The sequence below is a fragment of the Winogradskyella sp. genome (assembly GCF_025210595.1).
Classification (GTDB): Bacteria; Bacteroidota; Bacteroidia; order Flavobacteriales; family Flavobacteriaceae; genus Winogradskyella.
In genome coordinates this window covers 47065-64189 of sequence record NZ_JAOARH010000050.1, presented here as the reverse complement: position 1 = coordinate 64189, position 17125 = coordinate 47065, and the positions used below count along the sequence as shown (strand labels likewise).

15 protein-coding genes are annotated in these 17125 nt (G+C 33.1%); 9 read left to right on the top strand and 6 right to left on the bottom strand.

Annotation, left to right across the window (positions count from 1 at the left end):
* Window positions 1–70 precede the first annotated feature (70 nt).
* The gene (locus N4A42_RS05855) at window positions 71–844 is read left to right on the top strand and encodes a UDP-2,3-diacylglucosamine diphosphatase (RefSeq protein WP_294071261.1); all 774 of its coding nucleotides are present in this window, start codon (window positions 71–73) and stop codon (window positions 842–844) included.
* 39 nt (window positions 845–883) lie between these two features.
* Window positions 884–1636 (top strand): sulfite exporter TauE/SafE family protein, encoded by a 753-nt coding sequence (locus N4A42_RS05850; RefSeq protein WP_294071255.1) that lies wholly within the window; start codon window positions 884–886, stop codon window positions 1634–1636.
* Here N4A42_RS05850 and N4A42_RS05845 read toward each other — a convergent pair whose 3' ends face one another.
* The 3 genes from N4A42_RS05845 to N4A42_RS05835 are packed head-to-tail and all read right to left on the bottom strand — an operon-like array spanning window position 1637 to window position 4926.
* A complete protein-coding gene (locus N4A42_RS05845) occupies window positions 1637–2752 on the bottom strand; it encodes an OmpA family protein (RefSeq protein WP_294071252.1) in 1116 nt (371 codons plus the stop codon). It lies immediately after the preceding gene.
* Between the two features lie 27 nt (window positions 2753–2779).
* Window positions 2780–4471 carry a single-stranded-DNA-specific exonuclease RecJ gene (recJ, locus tag N4A42_RS05840; protein ID WP_294071249.1) on the bottom strand — a complete coding sequence of 564 codons (1692 nt, stop codon included), beginning with the start codon at window positions 4469–4471 and terminating at the stop codon, window positions 2780–2782.
* Window positions 4472–4494: 23 nt separating this feature from the next.
* On the bottom strand, window positions 4495–4926 hold the full coding sequence (locus tag N4A42_RS05835; protein WP_294071247.1) for an OsmC family protein: 432 nt from the start codon (window positions 4924–4926) through the stop codon (window positions 4495–4497).
* Window positions 4927–5095: 169 nt separating this feature from the next.
* Between N4A42_RS05835 and N4A42_RS05830 the strand changes: the two genes are divergently transcribed.
* A complete protein-coding gene (locus N4A42_RS05830; RefSeq protein ID WP_294071244.1) occupies window positions 5096–5698 on the top strand; it encodes a carboxymuconolactone decarboxylase family protein in 603 nt (200 codons plus the stop codon).
* A gap of 79 nt (window positions 5699–5777) precedes the next feature.
* On the opposite strand, the gene N4A42_RS05825 is transcribed toward N4A42_RS05830, so the two are convergent.
* Together N4A42_RS05825 and rsmI are read right to left on the bottom strand one after the other, a co-directional pair.
* On the bottom strand, window positions 5778–6341 hold the full coding sequence (locus N4A42_RS05825) for a uracil-DNA glycosylase family protein (RefSeq protein WP_294071241.1): 564 nt from the start codon (window positions 6339–6341) through the stop codon (window positions 5778–5780).
* Window positions 6342–6392: 51 nt separating this feature from the next.
* Complete coding sequence (rsmI, locus tag N4A42_RS05820; RefSeq protein WP_294071238.1) at window positions 6393–7064, bottom strand: 16S rRNA (cytidine(1402)-2'-O)-methyltransferase; 672 nt, start codon at window positions 7062–7064, stop codon at window positions 6393–6395.
* Between the two features lie 173 nt (window positions 7065–7237).
* Between rsmI and N4A42_RS05815 the strand changes: the two genes are divergently transcribed.
* Window positions 7238–10648, top strand: coding sequence for a gliding motility-associated C-terminal domain-containing protein (locus N4A42_RS05815; protein WP_294071235.1), 3411 nt, complete (start codon window positions 7238–7240; stop codon window positions 10646–10648).
* On the opposite strand, the gene N4A42_RS05810 is transcribed toward N4A42_RS05815, so the two are convergent.
* Complete coding sequence (locus N4A42_RS05810) at window positions 10645–11391, bottom strand: hypothetical protein (protein WP_294071232.1); 747 nt, start codon at window positions 11389–11391, stop codon at window positions 10645–10647. The genes N4A42_RS05815 and N4A42_RS05810 overlap by 4 nt on opposite strands.
* Before the next feature lie 79 nt (window positions 11392–11470).
* On the opposite strand from N4A42_RS05810, the gene N4A42_RS05805 reads away from it, so the two are divergent.
* The 5 genes from N4A42_RS05805 to N4A42_RS05785 all read left to right on the top strand — a co-directional run bounded on the left by N4A42_RS05805 (window position 11471) and on the right by N4A42_RS05785 (window position 17086).
* The gene (locus tag N4A42_RS05805; RefSeq protein WP_294071229.1) at window positions 11471–12127 is read left to right on the top strand and encodes a thymidine kinase; all 657 of its coding nucleotides are present in this window, start codon (window positions 11471–11473) and stop codon (window positions 12125–12127) included.
* The gene (gene alr / locus N4A42_RS05800) at window positions 12111–13217 is read left to right on the top strand and encodes an alanine racemase (RefSeq protein WP_294071226.1); all 1107 of its coding nucleotides are present in this window, start codon (window positions 12111–12113) and stop codon (window positions 13215–13217) included. The genes N4A42_RS05805 and alr overlap by 17 nt, the downstream gene beginning before the upstream one ends.
* A gap of 82 nt (window positions 13218–13299) precedes the next feature.
* The gene (gene mscL / locus N4A42_RS05795) at window positions 13300–13701 is read left to right on the top strand and encodes a large conductance mechanosensitive channel protein MscL (RefSeq protein WP_294071222.1); all 402 of its coding nucleotides are present in this window, start codon (window positions 13300–13302) and stop codon (window positions 13699–13701) included.
* 136 nt (window positions 13702–13837) lie between these two features.
* Window positions 13838–14827, top strand: a complete 990-nt coding sequence (locus N4A42_RS05790) for an aspartate-semialdehyde dehydrogenase (RefSeq protein ID WP_294071219.1) — start codon at window positions 13838–13840, stop codon at window positions 14825–14827.
* 93 nt (window positions 14828–14920) lie between these two features.
* Window positions 14921–17086: a prolyl oligopeptidase family serine peptidase gene (locus N4A42_RS05785; protein WP_294071216.1), complete on the top strand. Its 2166-nt coding sequence runs from the start codon at window positions 14921–14923 to the stop codon at window positions 17084–17086.
* Window positions 17087–17125 lie beyond the last annotated feature (39 nt).

The following is a 17125-nucleotide window of genomic DNA, read 5'->3' as shown; positions in this document are numbered from 1 at the left end:
TTAAAACTTCAAGAAACTGCAACTAGCTTTGCTGAGTGGTATGCTTCAGACAATGAGTAATCATCATCACATAAAGATACCGAAAGGCAAGAAGGTTTATTTTGCTTCCGATAATCATCTTGGAGCACCAACCATGGAAGCTTCTCGTCCTCGCGAAAAAAAATTTGTATCCTGGTTAGATGAAATAAAGCACGATGCTGCTGCCATTTTTCTTGTCGGTGACTTGTTTGATTTTTGGTTTGAGTACAAAACCGTTATCCCAAAAGGATTTACCAGAACCCTTGGTAAATTAGCAGAAATTAGTGATTCTGGTATTCCGATTTATTTTTTTGTAGGCAATCACGATTTATGGATGAGTGGCTATTTTGAAGAGGAACTCAATATTCCTGTATATCATAAACCACAAGAATTCACATTTGAAACGGTTACTGAGCGTAGTCGAAGCACTTTTTTTATTGGCCATGGAGATGGTTTAGGGCCAGGAGATAAAGGCTATAAACGCATGAAAAAAGTATTCACTAATCCTTTTTTTCAATGGCTGTTTCGTTGGCTTCACCCAGATATTGGTGTAAAAATTGCTCAGTATATGTCAGTTAAAAATAAAATGATTTCTGGCGATGATGACGCAAAATTTTTAGGAGAAGAGAATGAATGGTTAGTTCAATACTGTAAGAAAAAGCTACAGGAAAAGCATCGTGATTTTTTTGTGTTTGGTCATAGACATTTACCATTAGAAATTAAACTCAATGAAACTTCAGAGTATATTAATTTAGGAGATTGGATTAAATACTACACCTATGGTGTTTTTGATGGTCTTGATTTTAAACTAAACGTTTATAAATAAAGCATTAGCACAAATTAAAAAGCCCTAAAAACAAATCTTATGTTAGAAGTCTATCAATATTTCATCTTAATTGGAGTTGGATTTTTAGTAGGTTTTATAAACACAATAGCAGGTGGTGGTTCTTTAATAACACTACCTGTTTTAATATTTTTCGGCTTACCACCTAGTGTAGCTAATGGAACAAATAGGGTTGCCATAGTTATACAAACATCTATGGCTACTGCTGGTTTTAAAAGTAAAGGTGTCTCCACGTTTCCATTTAATATTTACTTAGGCATTTCAGCATTATTTGGCGCAATATTAGGTGCTAGAATAGCTGTAGATATAAAAGGAGAAACATTCAACAAAATATTAGCTATTATAATGATTGCTGTTGTTTTGCTTATTGCATTTAAACCAAAACTAAAAACGGAAGCTATGCAAGAACGCTTAACAGGAAAACACTTATGGCTAGGCATTATTGTTTTTTTCTTTTTTGGTATTTACGGAGGATTTATTAATGCAGGAATAGGATTTATAATGATTCTGTTTTTACATTATGTTCATAAAATGAATTTAGTACGTGTAAATGCTACTAAGGTTGTGGTTGTTTTATTATACACATTATCTGCCTTAGTTGTTTTTATATTAAATGATAAAGTAAATTGGACTGTTGGCTTAATATTAGCTATAGGAAATGGATTAGGTGCATGGGTTGCTAGTAGGTTTTCTGTTAAAAAAGGAGATGGTTTTATAAAAACCTTTATGATTATAATGATAGCAGCAATGGCTATTAAATTATGGTTTTTTTAGCTATTGATACTTCAATATTTTAAATTCAACGCGTCTATTTAATTGCCTTCCTTTTTCTGTTTTGTTCTCAGCAACGGGTTTTGAACTTCCAAAACCAAAAGATTTAATTCTGGTGGTATTAAGACCTAACGAAATTAAATAATCGGCAACTGCTTTTGCGCGTTGCTCAGATAATTCTTTATTCCTTTCATTGGTTCCTACATTATCAGTATGTCCATAAATCTCAATGCTTAAAGCTGAATTTTCGTTTAGATATAAATAAAGCTCATCTAATTCATTTAAAGAGACCTTTAATAAATCTGCTTTATCAAAATTGAATAAAACATTATTGAATTTATAAATTTTATTGACTTTAAGTACTTTGTCTTTGTTTTCGTTTTTTGGTGTATCTACATTTTCATAGACTTCTTTTTCTATAGCTTCTATGGAAACATCATCTATATAGTAGTATGAAAAAAACAATGGACTTGTAGATAGTACTTTATGTTTTTTTGTTTTAGGGTTTCTGTAAAAATTTCCAATTGAAAAATAATTTTCATAACCTTCAGCAGTAAATTCAAAAGAATATTTCATCCAAGATCTCTTATCAGAAAAATATATATCATCCCTATTTGAATAGACTTTATATTGCTTTTTAGTTGCTTTTGATGGTTTAATCGTTTTTTCGCAACTATTGTTTTTATAACAAGGCTTTAATTGTTCTTCCGTAATTAAAACCTGTATATCTTTTAATGCATAGGAAGATTTATCTGCTAAACTTAAATAAAAGGTCATTTTATACTTTTTACCTTTCTCTAATACTTTAGACAGCTTTCCTTGTATGTATTCTCTATAATTCTTATCAGTATAAACGTAAATACCTGAATATGAACTCCCGGATTTAGCTTTTTGATAACCATTATAATTTTTTATTCCTGTGTTTTCATTTTCAGAACATGCACTAAAGAAATCTGTTGAACCCATATTTGGTATTGACCACTCAGAGACACTACTAGAAAATGCTCCTATGCGCCATGGACATTCATTGTAAGTCTCAAAACTAGGGTTGATTATTAGGTTTTGCCCTAATAATATAGAACTAGCAATAAGAAAAAGAAGGGTGGTAATTTGTTTCATGTTTTTATCAACGAAACACATGGTTATTTATTCTTTAATGTCTTTAACCTTCAATTGCAAACTCACATTACCATTCCAATGATTTTCATCAATAGAATAAGCAATATTGAAAGTTTTAGGGTTTTTGATGATCTCTATTTTATCTCCTAAACCAAAACCTATGCATACAAATTTATCTGAATAAGATTGTGCTACTGTAAGTCTAATATGTTTGCCATCTTCACCAACACATTTTCCCCAACCTGTATCTTTAACATTTTGCGTCATAAAAGTTGGTGACATATTTCCAGGACCAAAAGGAGCAAACTGGCGGATAATTCTAAATAGCTTAGAGTTTATCTCACTCAAATTAATTTTCATGTCAATCTTTAGCTCTGGTGTTAAAAGTTTTGGATCTATAGTTTCTTTTACAACAGATTCGAACTTTGTTTTAAAAGCCTCGTAATTTTCAGGTAATAATGTTAATCCTGCAGCATATTTATGACCGCCAAATTGCTCTATATATTCTGAACAAGCCTCTAAGGCATTATAAACATCAAAACCTTTTACCGAACGTGCCGAAGCTGCTAATTTGTCTCCGCTTTTTGTAAATACTAATGTAGGTCTGTAATACGTTTCGGTTAATCTCGAAGCTACAATACCAATAACTCCTTTATGCCAAGATTCATCATAAACAACAGTAGTGAAACGTTCTTTTTCATCGTTTTCTTTAATTTGAAGTAAGGCTTCTTCTGTAATACGTTTATCCGTTTCTCGTCTATCTGTATTAAACTGATTAATATCAACAGCATATTCAGCTGCTAAATTAAAATCTGTTTCCGTTAATAGAGTTACAGCATGGTTACCATGTTTCATTCTTCCTGCTGCATTAATACGTGGAGCAATAATAAAAACAACGTCAGTAATCGTTAGCTCATCCTTTTTAACCTCTGCAATAATAGCTTTCATTCCTGGTCTTGGATTGGTATTAATGACTTGCAATCCCAAGTAAGCTAATGCTCTGTTTTCGTCAACTATAGGTACAATGTCTGCTCCTATAGCAGTAGCTACAAGATCGAGATACTCCACCAAATCTTCAGCTGTTTTGCCTTGTTTATTTGCTAAAGCTGTTATTAGCTTAAAACCAACTCCACAACCACAAAGCTCTTTAAACGGATAATTGCAATCGTTTCGTTTTGGGTCTAAAACTGCTACGGCATCTGGAATTTTATCTCCTGGTCTGTGATGGTCGCAAATGATAAAATCAATCCCTTTATCTTTTGCATAAGCTACTTTATCTATGGCTTTAATTCCGCAATCTAAAGCAACAATGAGCGAAAAATCATTGTCGTGCGCAAAGTCTATACCTTTATATGAAATGCCATAGCCTTCATCATAACGGTCTGGAATATATGTTGCGATATTATCTGCTCTGGTTTTTAAGTAGGATGACATCAAAGCCACAGACGTAGTGCCATCTACATCATAATCACCATATACCAATATATTTTCATGATTAGACAAAGCTTTTTCAATACGATTGACCGCCTTATCCATATCTTTCATTAAGAATGGATCGTGCAGATCATCAAAACTCGGTCTAAAAAATGTTTTAGCAGCTTCATAGGTATCGATACCACGTTGTAATAATAAAGCAGCAATAATATCATCAACCTTAAGAGCTTCTTTCATAAATGCCACTTGAGAGGCTTCGGGTTTAGGTTTAAGTGTCCAACGCATAAATTTATTTAATAATAAACCCCTTATCGTATCGTAGCAATATGATAGACTATATTTGTTTTTACTTCAGCAAACTGCCTAAACATTTCCATTACTCCACAATATTTTTCAATAGAAAGATTAACAGCACGTTCGCATTTCTTTTTGTTTAAATCTGAACCATAAAAATGATATTCAACAAAAACAGAATGATAATATTTAGGGTGCTCTTCTGTAAGTTCTCCAGATACTTCAATCTTAAAATCGTCTATTTCTTCATTCATTTTATTTAAGATTGAAATGACGTCTAATGCAGAGCAACCTGCCAAAGACGATAACATCATAGCTTTTGGAGATAAGCCAAAACGCTCGTTCTGCCCTTCAATGTTAGTATCCATTATTACAGATTTCCCACTTGGGTTATCTGATTCGAATGTTAATCCATCTTGCCAGTGCGTTACTATTTTATCTATCATATTTTTGTGCTTAAAGTTATAAATGTCTAAAGTAATTAAAGTCTTTAGGCAATACAAGATAAATATTAATACATGCTATTCTTTTTTTTGAGACTTCTAGCTTAGATAGTTCAGCCAACTTTGATTAACTTTAGACACTTTAAGTACCACTAACTTTTAAACTTTAAAAATGGCATTAGTAACTCCGTTATCACCAGAACATGATTTAGAAACTAAAGAATTAGCAGAATTCTTTAATGAAACCCTTGGGTTTTGTCCAAACTCTGTACTAACCATGCAGCGCAGACCTGCTATTAGCAAAGCTTTTATTAATTTAAATAAAGCTGTAATGGCTAATGAGGGTCGTGTTACCTCTGCACTAAAAAGAATGATTGCTTGGGTAAGTAGTAATGCTACTGGTTGTAGATATTGCCAAGCACATGCTATAAGAGCAGCAGAACGTTATGGAGCTGAACAAGAACAACTAGATAATATTTGGGAGTATCGTACGCATCCTGCTTTTTCTGAAGCAGAACGTGCTGCTTTAGACTTTAGTTTAGCCGCTTCTTTAGTACCTAATGGTGTAAATGCAGATATTAAAAAACGATTATATGAACATTGGGACGAAGGAGAAATTGTAGAAATGCTTGGTGTCATTTCTTTGTTTGGCTACCTTAACCGTTGGAACGATTCTATGGGAACCAATATTGAAACTGGTGCTGTAGAAAGTGCTGATCAATATCTTGAAAAACATGGTTGGGAAAAGGGGAAGCATGATGGCTCTCAATATTAGACCGCTTTGCTTTTAAAAATTAGATTACATCTTCGAGACTGTTAAATATTAAAACTTCATTAGAAATGGTGAGGTTTTTTTATAAAATTCTTTTTACTTCTCTTTGCAATTGGCACACCACCAAATCCTCAAACCAAGGATTTTTAGCACGCCAAAAACGATTGGTTGGTGATGGATGAGGAATAGGAAAGTACTTTGGTAAATAGCTTTTGTAATCACCAACACGTTCTGTTAAGGTTTTCTTATCTTTTAAATAATAATTCTGCGCATAGGCACCAATTAAAATTATCAATTCTACTTTAGGTATTTTATCTAACAACTCTGTATGCCATTGCGGAGCGCATTCTGGTCTTGGTGGTAAATCGCCTGTTTTTGCTTTACCTGGATAACAAAAACCCATTGGTATAATGGCAAAATGCTCATAATTATAAAATTGTTCATCAGTAACATTAAGCCATTGCCTCAACTTCTTTCCACTTTGATCATCCCAAGGTATTCCAGATTGATGCACTTTAGTTCCTGGTGCTTGTCCAATAATTACAATTTTAGAATTAGGATGTGCTGTTACTATAGGTCGTGGACCAAGAGGTAAGTGCTCCTTGCAAATCTTGCATTGGCTTATATTGCGGAGTAATTCTTTCATTTAATAGTCTCTATATTAATATGCTTAGACTACGTATTAGTTAGCAGAGTGCTATTTCTTACCACCAACCACAATCACAATCTCTCCTTTTGGTGGCTTGGCTGTATAGTATTCTAAAACTTCTTTTGCACTACCTCTAATAGTCTCTTCATAGAGCTTAGTTAACTCTCTAGATACAGAGACTAACCTATCTTCTCCAAAATATTCGCAAAAATGTCCTAAGGTTTTTACCAGCTTATGAGGACTTTCGTAAAAAATCATGGTTCTGGTTTCTTCTGCTAATAATAAGAGTCGTGTTTGGCGACCTTTCTTTACAGGTAAAAAACCTTCAAACACAAATTTATCGTTTGGCAATCCGCTATTCACCAAAGCAGGAACAAAAGCCGTTGCACCTGGCAGGCACTCTACATCAATATTGTTTTCAACACAAGCTCTTGTAAGTAAAAATCCAGGATCTGAAATAGCTGGTGTACCTGCATCACTAATTACTGCAATAGTTAATCCTGTTTTAAGTTTTTCAATTAAACCATCAACTGTTTTATGTTCATTATGCATATGATGGCTTTGCATTGCAGTAGTAATTTCAAAATGCTTTAAAAGTTTTCCTGACGTTCTGGTGTCTTCAGCAAGTATTAAATCTGCATCTTTTAGAACTTCAATAGCCCTAAATGTTATGTCTTTTAAATTTCCTATTGGTGTAGGTACAATATAAAGTTTACTCATTGTAAGTTGCTTATTTTCAAATTTACAATGTTTATCATTATATCAACGCAACCTTTTTAGTATTTTGTATCTATCTAATAAAATTAGATATTACATATAGGAAAATTCAACTTTTAACTGTTATACTATTGATAATGTTAATTTTCTATATAAATTAGTCCATAACTCATAATATGCTAAAACTATTCCGCTTATTGTTTTTGTTGCTATTCTGCCTGCAAGCATATAGTCAAAACACAGATTTATCAATTAATATTGAAGCTCAAAACCTAAATGGAACAGCCATATCTCAAGTAGATATTTATGAAGACTTTCAGTATTTAATTACACTTTCTAATTCTGGCAATGCGGTTAACAACGCTACTATTTCTATAGATTTTGATGATGATTTAACCCTACTATCATCTAACTCACAAAACAACAATAACGGAGCATCTAATGTAACTAACATCAATATTGTTGATAATATACTCACGGCTTCTATTGCCAATATGCCTAATAACTCTAGTGTTGAACTTTTGGTTTTGGTCTCCGCTCCTACGAACTTAGGAGGTATTGCTGTAAACGGAACTATAAACCCTCCTTCTGGAACTACAGATACTAATACCAATAACAACCAATCTATTATTTCTATAGATGTTTTAGATATTGTTATTGACTTTTCTGTAACACATTCTCAAACACAACCTACCGAAGGCACTCCCATTAATTCTTGGGGAGATGAGGCTACATACCAGTTTACAATTACCAATAATAGCACTATAAATTTTCCTATTGAATTAATTAGAGGTCGGTTAATACTTACTTCACTTTTTGATAATGGACAACCCTTTGTTGAGTTTGTTTCTTTAAATTGTATTAATAGTACTAACGGAACATCTTGTCCAGAGTTAACTAATATTGATGATTATCCTTCAACCATAAACACTTCCAATACTTCTAATGCTCCTTCAATCTTCGTTTTCAATAATAATTTTGAAGTCACAGCTGGTGGTAGTATTACTTTTGAAATGGTATATCGCTACGACAATTATTCTTGTTCACCAGATCCAATGCCAATTAGTGTAGAGAGTTTTATTGAAATTAGTCTTGACCATGCAAATGTATCTTCAAACACTTCAAATTTTGTTGAAACTATCTTACCAAATGCTGAAATGTGTCCCGTAACAGATGTATGCATAGAAACTGAATTAGTAAACCCATCTGACACTACTGATATAGAATACGATGAAGAAGTAACTTTTGAAACTACAGTTTGTAATAATGGCCCATTAGAAGCACCTATTTTTTTCTTTTTACAAAATTTATCATCAAATGTAGATTGGAGTATCATTTCAATTAACTGCACAGGAACAACAGGACCTGTAGCTTGCGAGGATTTTACCATTTTAAATAATGGACAATTATGGGTTAGTAGTGAATTTACCCTTCAACCTAACACAACAATTACTATAGAAACCGTTGTTGTGTTTATAGAACCACCTTGTAATCCATTTCCAGATCAGGTTGAAGCTACTATTAAAAGTCAAATGGTGTTTCAACCCACACAATTAGTAGACACAAATCCAGATAATAACTTTTTTTACAATTACATAACCCTTCCTACCGAAGAACCTTGCGATGTTGAGGAAATCTCAGATTTACAAGTTACTAAAACACAAATATTTCCTGAGTTGCCTGTTGGAAATTCTCAAGCAAACACTGCTGAATGGGGAGAAATCACTTACGGCATTACAGTAACAAATGTTGGAAACTCAGATGAACCTATAGAGCTTCAAGATCATATGCCAGTGCCTAATCCTGGTGATGCAGCCATTACAGGAACATTAATTAGTGTAGAGTGTACAGACACCACTGGTTCTGCTTCGTGTTTTTCTATTGAAAACACAAACATTGGTATTACACATGATGGCATTACAGAAGATGGAAGTTTTGATACGTTTTGGGAAATTTTACCAGAAGATAATTGGGTACTACCAGCTAATAGTTCGGTTTCCTTTACCGTAACTGTAGATTGGCAACCAGAATGTTCTACTACTCCAATGATCGGCACTAATATTGTTAGAGTAGATTATGTAAACAATGTACCAGAAACTAATGATTCTAATAATGTTGCTACTGCAAACACTTATTTTGCTCCATGTATTGATTTAGTAGTGCAAACTTACCCAGAATTTACTCAAGTAGATACTGGGCAATCTTTTAATTGGATTGTAGATATTAGTAATAGTACAACGAGCTCTAGCGCTATAGATGTACTTTTTGAAAATACTTTAAACTCAGTTTTTACACTTAACGGTTCGCCAACATGTAATGTTATTTCTGGCAATGCATCTTGTATGCCAACATTTACAACTAACGGTAATCTTATTACAGGAATTATTCCTAGTATGGAAGCAGGATCTACGTTAAGAATTACAATTCCTGTTACAGCTCCAAGCTTTGGCGGTGCTTTTAACAATATTGCCGAAGCTTTTCCTAATGCCGCAGATAACGAAGAGTTGACTCCAGAAACTAACATTTCTATTAATAGTATTCAGGTGGTTTCTCCTACTCTAGAAAAAATGTTTGTTCCAGATATTATTCTGGAAGGAGAAGAAAGCGAATTGATTTTCACGGTTTATAACATCGCGAATAGCCCAACTCAAAATGGAATTTCATTTTTAGATAATTTACCTGCTGGAATTACTTTAACCTCATCACCTATTTGGGTAGAAGCCAATGGCTGTACTGCTAATTTTATTGGTAGTATTGGTGATGATTTTGTTGGTATATCTGACTTAGCTTTTCCTAGTGGAATTGAAAGCTGTACGTTCTCTGTTATGGTAACTTCAGATGTTGCTGGCGCATATCTTAATAATTTTCAGAATATTACTGACACTAACAATTTAGATGCTTCGCAGACAAGTGCAACCTTAAATGTTATTGTTGATACTTCTAATGTTGATATTGAAATTATTAAATCCGTAGAACCCGTTGAGGCCATAGTTGGGCAAGAAGTTACCTTTACCATAACTGCAACTAATGTTGGCACAACACAAGGGACTACTATTGAAGTTTTAGATACACTGCCTATTGGATATGAATTTATTTCAGCTTCTGTAAGTTCTGGTGTTTTTGATGATACTAATTTATCATGGATTATACCTGTTTTAGATCCTAATCAATCAGAAACCTTAAATATTACTGTTCTCGTTGTTTCTTCTACCGATTTATTAAACATTGCCTCTTTAAACAGCTTGAATGAAATTGATAGAGATGATTCTAATAATGAAGATAATGCTAGTGTTGTAATTTCTAATTGTTTGCAAATCCCTGAAGGTATTTCACCAAACGACGATACTGATAATGACTTTTTAATAATACCATGCATAGAGCGTTTTCCTAACAATACGCTTAAGATTTTCAACCGTTATGGTACGCAAATTTATGAAGCTAAAAACTACACCAACACTTGGGATGGCAGAGCTAATATGGGATACCCAAAATCCTCTAAGCTACTACCAGTTGGTACTTATTTCTACATCTTAGAAATTAATGGCTTATCAAAACCTTTACAAGGTTATGTGTATTTAAATTATTAATTAAATTTTCCTTCAATAATTTCTATAAAACGATCTTCGTAGTCTTCTTTACCTTCCCAATTATTGTAGTCTGGCTTTACCATATTGTAGATCAAATTTCTGGCTTCTACTAAAGAATCTGTAGTGTTAATTTGAGATATAACTCTATCGTAATCTTCATTCTTGCCCTCAAATAAATGTTTTATAAAGGCTAATTTATCATTTAAACCTATTTGAAGTCCTTTTCCTTTTAGGAATTTATCATTTAACGATTTTACTTTCTCTGCTTCACGCTTTTTAGCATCTTCGATAGGTTCAAATTCTGGAATATCAGCAAAATCAGAGCTTATATTTTCAAACTCAATAGTTGTTGGCTTTTCATTAGTAACAACCTCTTCAACCAAAACATCTACTTGTTGACTTTCTTCTGGCATTTGGGCAACCATATCTTTAATGGTTTCCATTACTGGTTCCATGATACCTTCGTCTTCAATCTCATCTACATTAATATAAGTTTTATTCCCAATTTCAATATTATCACTTACAGTATTATTAAATGCAGCATCTAACATACCAAAGAATGAAGAATCGTTACCAATGGTAGGCATATCATCTTCAAAATTTTCATGTGCAAACTTTAAAACCGTTAATTTCTCGTATAATTGAGCAACTTCTGCGTGCATTCTATCAACATCTTCTCTGCCTTTTAGTTTTAGAATCCTATGCGCTATGCTAATTAATTCTGATTCTAATTTCTTTTTCATTTTTACTTTTGATTTTTAATAAATTTGATTGACCTTTATCAAACGAATTATTACTACGTTTTAGTGCTAAAATTACGAAATGTTTCTTGAAAATACGGTAAATCATAAAGAACAATTTGGATGGATTGAAGTGATTTGTGGGTCGATGTTCTCTGGGAAAACCGAAGAACTCATTCGCAGATTAAAACGCGCCCAATTTGCCAGACAAAAAGTTGAAATTTTCAAACCTGCTGTTGATGTACGCTACGATGATGAAATGGTAGTCTCGCACGACTCTAATGAAATTCGCTCTACACCAGTGCCTGCTGCTGCTAATATCCCAATTTTAGCAGATGATTGCGATGTTGTTGGTATTGATGAAGCTCAATTTTTTGATGATGAGATTGTACGAGTTTGCAATGACTTAGCCAATAAAGGCATTAGAGTTATTGTAGCTGGTTTAGATATGGATTTTAAAGGCAATCCTTTTGGCCCAATGCCTTATCTTATGGCCACTGCTGAGTATGTTACTAAAGTACATGCCATATGCACAAAAACTGGCAATTTAGCACAATACAGTTATAGAAAGGCTAAAAGCGATGATTTGGTTTTACTTGGAGAGGTTGATGAATACGAGCCTTTAAGTAGAGCTGCTTATTACAAGTGTATGCTGCGAGACAAAGTTAGGCAAATGAAGGTAAATGATGCTGAAGAATTAAATGCTAAAGAAAAAAAGTCGGATGCCAAAAGCGAATGAAACTGTTCTTGAGATTGATTTAAGTGCCTTAACCCACAACTTCAATTATTTAAAATCTAAATTACAACCAAACACTAAATTTTTGGCTGTTGTTAAAGCTTTTGCCTACGGAAGTGATTCTGTAGAAATTGCAAAACATTTAGAAGAATTAAAAGTCGATTATTTTGCAGTTGCTTATACCAATGAAGGTGTTGCCTTAAGAGATGCTGGTGTAACAACTCCAATTCTGGTTTTACATCCACAACCCATAAATTTTAAAACGATTATTGAACGTTGTTTAGAGCCTAGTATCTACAATGATAGAATTTTGAATGAATTTGTTAAAGTTACTGAAACTCTATCCCAAAAACACTACCCTGTTCATATTAAATTTAATACAGGCTTAAATCGTTTAGGTTTTTGGGAAAGTGATGTAAATGATATTGTTTCAAAACTTAAAGACACATCTTCAGTAAAGGTAAAATCTATTTTTTCTCATCTAGCAGCTAGTGAAGATCCTAATGAAAGAGTATTTACAGAAAAGCAAATAGCTATATTTAAAACTATTTCAGAGGAATTTGAATCAAATTTAAGACACAAACCTTTATTGCACTTATGTAATACTTCTGGTGTACTTAATTATCCTCAAGCTCATTTTAATATGATTCGTAGTGGCATTGGACTTTATGGTTTTGGAAACTCTGCAAAAGAAGATAAAAGCCTAAAACCAATTGCAAGTTTAAAATCTGTAATATCCCAAATTCATAAAATTGAAAAAGGAGAAACTGTTGGCTATAATAGAGCTTACAAAGCCAATGGATTTGAAAAAACAGCAACTATTCCCATTGGTCATGCCGATGGTATTAGTAGATTATATGGTAACGGAAAAGGTTATGTTTTCATTAATGGTAAAAAAGCACCTATTGTAGGTAACGTCTGTATGGACATGATTATGGTGAATATCACTAATATTGACTGTAATGAAGGAGATGAGGTTATTATTTTTAATGCTTACAACAAAGCCTCAATGCTTGCAGAAGACTCAGGCACAATTTCTTACGAGATTATTACTTCAATTTCTCAACGTGTAAAACGTGTTTTTATAAAATAATTGTACTATTCAACATAATTGTGACTTTTTAACTATTTTAGTATCTTATCTAACACATACTAAACTATTAAAACACTAAACTATGTTAAAAGAATTTAAGGAATTTGCAATGAAAGGCAATCTTGTTGACATTGCAGTTGGTTTTGTAATGGGTGCTGCTTTTAAAGAAGTAGTAACTGCATTTACAGGAGGAATTGTTTCACCGCTAATCGGTATGATATTTGACTCTGATTTTAAAGCTCTTAGACTTAAGTTAAAAGATGGCACTTTAAATGATGCTAATGAAATGGTAGGAGAAGTTTGGTTAGAATATGGAACATTTTTAACTAATGTTATTGACTTTATTATTGTTGCATTTGTAATGTTTATGGTAGTAAAAGGCGTTAATAAAATGAAGAAAAAAGAAGAGCCTGCACCTGAAGCACCAGCTGGTCCATCTGAGATTGATTTATTAACCGAAATCAGAGATTCTTTAAAAAAATAAATTAAACATATAGCTACCGCTATACTACATATTTATTAACTAAACCGCTTCAATATTGAAGCGGTTCTTTTTATGATATAATTTAATATTTAGCTCTTAGAATTGACTACTTTTGTTATATCTAATTAAGTTAAAAATGAAAGTAGCAATAGTTGGTGCAACAGGTTTAGTAGGAAATGTAATGCTCAAATTATTAGAAGATCGTAATTTCCCAGCTGACGAATTATTATTAGTAGCTTCAGAAAGATCTGTTGGTAAAAAAATGAACTTCAAAGGAAATGACATTGAAGTTATTAGTATCACTACCGCTATTGAAAAACGACCAGATATTGCACTTTTTTCAGCAGGTGGTAGCACCTCATTAGAATGGGCACCTAAATTTGCTGAAGTTGGCACTACAGTTATTGATAATTCTTCTGCTTGGCGAATGGATTTATCTAAAAAACTTGTTGTCCCAGAAATTAATGCTTCGCAACTTTCTAAAGAAGACAAAATTATAGCTAATCCAAACTGCTCAACCATACAAATGGTAATGGCTTTAGCTCCACTTCATAAAAAATATAAAATAAAGCGCATTGTTGTCTCTACGTATCAATCCGTTTCTGGTACAGGAGTAAAAGCTGTTGAGCAATTAGAGAATGAGATTGCTGGTAAAAAAGGAGACATGGCTTATCACTATCCTATTCATAAAAACGCGATTCCACATTGCGATATTTTTGAAGAAAATGGGTACACTAAAGAGGAAATGAAACTCGTTAGAGAAACACAAAAAATCCTCGATGACAGAACTATCGCAGTTACAGCAACAGCAGTAAGAATACCAACTGCAGGAGGACATAGTGAAGCTGTAAATGTAGAATTTGAAAATGATTTTGATTTATCTGAAGTTCGTAAACTTTTAAGCAAAACAGATGGTGTTACGGTTCAAGATAATTTAGACGTTAATGTATATCCTATGCCCATGTATGCCAATGGTAAAGACGATGTTTTTGTTGGAAGAATACGAAGAGATGAATCGCAACCAAACACACTAAATATGTGGATTGTTAGTGATAACCTTAGAAAAGGAGCTGCAACAAACACCATTCAAATTGCTGAATACCTTGTACAAAACAATTTGGTTTAAAGCATCGTATTTTTCATCAAGGTAAAACTGCACTTTTAAGTGAAAAAATTCACGTATTTTTGAGTTAAACAATGTTTAACACTAAAACCTATTATGAAAAAAATACTTCTCATTGCTTTACTTCTGAGTATTTTTGCTTCTTGTAAAAACGAAAGTGAAAGCGTGAAATCAATTACTGTAAAATATCCCGAAACAAAAAAAGTAGATACCGTAGATACTTATTTCGGTGAAAACGTTAAAGATCCTTATCGTTGGTTAGAAGATGACCGAAGTAGCGAAACTGAAGCTTGGGTAAAATCTCAAAACGAAACTACCTTTGGTTACCTAGATAACATACCATATAGAGAAGAATTAAAAGACAGACTTACCAAACTTTGGAATTACGAGAAAATAGGATCTCCTTTTAAAGAAGGCGATTACACCTATTTTTATAAAAATGATGGCCTTCAAAATCAGTATGTTATCTATAGATATAAAAATGATGCAGATCCAAAAACTGCAGAAGTGTTTTTAGATCCTAATACATTTAAAGAAGATGGTACAATTTCATTAGGTGGTACAAGTTTCTCTAAAGATGGGAAAACATTAGCATATTCTATTTCTGAAGGAGGAAGTGATTGGAGAAAAATCCTAATTATGAATGTTGAAACCAAAGAAATCATTGAAGACACTTTGGTAGACATTAAGTTTAGTGGAATGTCTTGGTACAAAAACGAAGGATTTTACTATTCAAGTTACGACAAACCAAAAGGAAGCGAGTTATCTGCAAAAACAGATCAGCATAAAGTGTACTATCATAAATTAGGCACTAAACAATCTGATGATGAATTGATTTACGGAGGTACAGCAGACGAAAAGCATCGCTACATCTATGGAGGTGTTACAGAAGATGATCGTTATTTAATTATAACACCTAGAGTATCTACATCTGGAAACAAATTATACATTAAAGATTTATCTGTACCTAACTCTCCTTTAGTTGAAATTTTAGACCACACAGATTCAGACTCTAACATTATAGAAAATGTAGGTTCTAAGTTATATATAATGACAAATCTAGGTGCTCCAAACCGAAGAGTTGTTACTGTTGACGCTTCTAATCCTGCACCTGAAAATTGGGAAGATTTTATACCAGAAACAGAGAATGTTCTAAGTCCATCAACTGGTGGAGGTTATTTCTTTGCAGAATATATGGTAGATGCTGTTTCAAAAGTTTTACAGTATGATTATGATGGTAAATTAGTTAGAGAAGTAAAACTACCAGGTGTTGGTAGTGCTAATGGTTTTGGTGCTAAAAAAGAAGAAAAAGAACTTTACTATTCTTTTACAAATTATATTACTCCAGGAAGCATCTACAAATACGATATAGAAAAAGGCACATCCGAGCTATACAGAAAGCCTAATATCGATTTCAATACAGATGATTACGAAAGCAAGCAAATATTTTATACTTCAAAAGACGGTACAAAAGTACCAATGATTATAACGCACAAAAAAGGATTAAAACTAAATGGTAAAAATCCAACCATACTCTATGGCTATGGAGGGTTTAACATTCCTCTTACTCCTAGCTTTAGTATTGCTAATGCTGTATGGATGGAGCAAGGCGGAATTTATGCTGTTGCCAACCTTAGAGGTGGTGGAGAATACGGAAAAGCTTGGCACGATGCTGGCACTAAAATGAAAAAGCAAAATGTTTTTGATGACTTTATTGCCGCTGGCGAATACTTAATTAATAATAAGTATACATCATCAGATTATTTGGCTATTAGAGGAGGGTCTAATGGTGGTTTATTAGTTGGTGCTACCATGACACAAAGACCAGATTTAATAAAAGTTGCTTTACCAGCTGTTGGTGTTTTAGATATGTTACGTTATCATACATTTACTGCTGGAGCAGGTTGGGCTTATGATTATGGTACGGCAGAAGATAATAAAGAAATGTTTGAGTACCTAAAAGGATATTCTCCTGTACATAATGTAAAAGCAGGTGTTGAATATCCTGCAACTATGGTAACAACTGGAGATCATGATGATAGAGTTGTGCCAGCACATAGTTTTAAGTTTGCTGCCGAATTACAAAGCAAACAAACAGGAGATAATCCAACCTTAATAAGAATAGAAACAGATGCTGGACATGGTGCTGGTACACCTGTAAGTAAGACCATAGAACAATATGCAGACATCTATGGCTTTACACTATATAATATGGGATTTGATGTATTGCCAAGCAAGACCAAAGAGAAAGTAAAAGGATAAACTCTATTTTATAAATTCTTTCTCTAAAGAAGTGACTTC

Coding starts and splice junctions, on each gene's coding strand:
- recJ (WP_294071249.1), bottom strand. CDS start 4,471: ATGCGTTGGACACTTAAACCTAAACCCGAAGCCTCTCAAGTGGCATTT.
- N4A42_RS05805 (WP_294071229.1), top strand. CDS start 11,471: ATGTTTCTTGAAAATACGGTAAATCATAAAGAACAATTTGGATGGATT.
- rsmI (WP_294071238.1), bottom strand. CDS start 7,064: ATGAGTAAACTTTATATTGTACCTACACCAATAGGAAATTTAAAAGAC.
- alr (WP_294071226.1), top strand. CDS start 12,111: ATGCCAAAAGCGAATGAAACTGTTCTTGAGATTGATTTAAGTGCCTTA.
- N4A42_RS05790 (WP_294071219.1), top strand. CDS start 13,838: ATGAAAGTAGCAATAGTTGGTGCAACAGGTTTAGTAGGAAATGTAATG.
- N4A42_RS05830 (WP_294071244.1), top strand. CDS start 5,096: ATGGCATTAGTAACTCCGTTATCACCAGAACATGATTTAGAAACTAAA.
- N4A42_RS05815 (WP_294071235.1), top strand. CDS start 7,238: ATGCTAAAACTATTCCGCTTATTGTTTTTGTTGCTATTCTGCCTGCAA.
- mscL (WP_294071222.1), top strand. CDS start 13,300: ATGTTAAAAGAATTTAAGGAATTTGCAATGAAAGGCAATCTTGTTGAC.
- N4A42_RS05835 (WP_294071247.1), bottom strand. CDS start 4,926: ATGATAGATAAAATAGTAACGCACTGGCAAGATGGATTAACATTCGAA.
- N4A42_RS05785 (WP_294071216.1), top strand. CDS start 14,921: ATGAAAAAAATACTTCTCATTGCTTTACTTCTGAGTATTTTTGCTTCT.
- N4A42_RS05825 (WP_294071241.1), bottom strand. CDS start 6,341: ATGAAAGAATTACTCCGCAATATAAGCCAATGCAAGATTTGCAAGGAG.
- N4A42_RS05850 (WP_294071255.1), top strand. CDS start 884: ATGTTAGAAGTCTATCAATATTTCATCTTAATTGGAGTTGGATTTTTA.
- N4A42_RS05810 (WP_294071232.1), bottom strand. CDS start 11,391: ATGAAAAAGAAATTAGAATCAGAATTAATTAGCATAGCGCATAGGATT.
- N4A42_RS05845 (WP_294071252.1), bottom strand. CDS start 2,752: ATGAAACAAATTACCACCCTTCTTTTTCTTATTGCTAGTTCTATATTA.